We start from the raw sequence: 1,373 nt of genomic DNA, 5'->3' as shown, positions 1-1,373 counted from the left end.
GCCAGGAACGTTTCATGGAGAGGTCTTCCATAGCCGTTTTCCCATCTATGAATTGCGTTATAGTTCCCACGTCCTGGGTCTGGCTTTTCTTTTAGTAATGGAGAACGTCCCCATGCAGGACACGTTCCGGATCATGGGCGCTCACCGCCCGTTCGAACCGCCTCCGCTTCCTTTTCGGGAGAAGGAGCAGCGCCCGCATCCGGCGCCTGCACCTGACGAAGAGGAGCCACCAATCGATCCGGACAAGGAAGGACTGGTCGAACCACTCGATCCCTCGGATGTGGATGCGGACCCACATGCGGACTGAAACAGTCTGCGGAAAGACACGTGGTCGTTCCGGCGCACATCCGGGTCAGAGCCGGTGCCAGCGTGGCAGACGACAGGACAATGTTCTGGCATGATCTCGCACGGCCTTTGGCAAGGCCGATGTCAGCTGGTTTTCGAGGGCTCCCAACGACCAGCCCAGGGCCTTGGCCATGTGCGTGCGGTCAGCGACAGGCAGGAGTTTTCGGACCACGGCGACGGTCGTCACTTCCGGATAAGACGCGGTTCTCCAGCGAGAAATCCGATCATAAATCCGGTGGTCAGCCGCCCGACGCATGAGGACGTCATATCCCTGGTCTTTTTCCTGGTCACCGAGATAGTCGGCCAGCAGGACCGCCAGTTCTGTGTCGATCTGAACGCTCGAAAGCGACATAATTCTGTTCGGCCTGCCCGCGCGAAGAGTCATGATGCAGTCCTCAGGCCGGCCCGCGTGTCGCGCGATATCAGAGCCGTCGCATCCAGAGGGCTGACGCTCAAGCCAGAAACAGTGGCGGTGACGTCGACATGCACGGACCCGAACAGATGCAGGAGGGCGGCCTGAGGCGTATAGGCGCCCTTGACGGCTGCCGAGGTCCGGCCGTCCATAAGGATCGGGTCGACAAGGACCGGGCACCCGGTCTGCCGGCTCAATATCTCGATGGAGCGGGCCAGTGGCATGGATGGAATGTTTACCGGCTGCTTTTCTGTCTCGCACGACAGCACATCATGCGGCGCATGAGCCGATGCCGGCGAGGCCATTCCGACCAGCGGCATGAGGACGAGACCGACAGCGGCGTGTGGTCTATCCCTCTGCCGAAGGCGCCGAGGTTGCTTGGCAGTCTGTTCCGCGTACGCCATCTCTCCTGCGGAATGTGACCAAACTGGCCGCATTGTCCCCAGTGAACGGGGCACGGGGGGATGGATGTTCCAATAGTGCTGAAGCGCCTTCAGGTTGAGAAAATGGATAAAACTTGACATCTCCCTGTTCTCGCTGCTTTCGACTTCACCTTCAGAGACGCGGGGGCGCCGGGGGGCGCGCCCGCCCCCCCCCCCCGCAGGGGCCGGGGGGG

Annotated in this window: 3 protein-coding genes; 1 reads left to right on the top strand and 2 read right to left on the bottom strand. The window is 61.4% G+C overall.

Annotated elements, in window-relative coordinates:
* The coding region (locus tag ABF821_RS20600) for a hypothetical protein (RefSeq protein WP_415531422.1) at positions 1–307 on the top strand (307 nt) is incomplete at its 5' end.
* Between the two features lie 45 nt (positions 308–352).
* Here ABF821_RS20600 and ABF821_RS20595 read toward each other — a convergent pair.
* Together ABF821_RS20595 and ABF821_RS20590 are read right to left on the bottom strand one after the other, a co-directional pair.
* The gene (locus tag ABF821_RS20595) at positions 353–730 is read right to left on the bottom strand and encodes a hypothetical protein (protein ID WP_415531421.1); all 378 of its coding nucleotides are present in this window, start codon (positions 728–730) and stop codon (positions 353–355) included.
* Complete coding sequence (locus ABF821_RS20590; RefSeq protein ID WP_415531420.1) at positions 727–1,281, bottom strand: hypothetical protein; 555 nt, start codon at positions 1,279–1,281, stop codon at positions 727–729. The genes ABF821_RS20595 and ABF821_RS20590 overlap by 4 nt, the downstream gene beginning before the upstream one ends.
* Positions 1,282–1,373: the final 92 nt, after the last annotated feature.

This window comes from Gluconacetobacter sp., from assembly GCF_047721585.1.
Classification (GTDB): domain Bacteria; phylum Pseudomonadota; class Alphaproteobacteria; order Acetobacterales; family Acetobacteraceae; genus Gluconacetobacter; species Gluconacetobacter dulcium.
The sequence above is the reverse complement of the archived record's forward strand: the minus strand, read 5'-3'. Positions and strand labels throughout refer to the sequence as shown.

Excerpts from the sequence above, each read along its gene's own strand:
- ABF821_RS20590 (WP_415531420.1), bottom strand. The coding sequence starts at position 1,281 with ATGTCAAGTTTTATCCATTTTCTCAACCTGAAGGCGCTTCAGCACTAT.
- ABF821_RS20595 (WP_415531421.1), bottom strand. The coding sequence starts at position 730 with ATGACTCTTCGCGCGGGCAGGCCGAACAGAATTATGTCGCTTTCGAGC.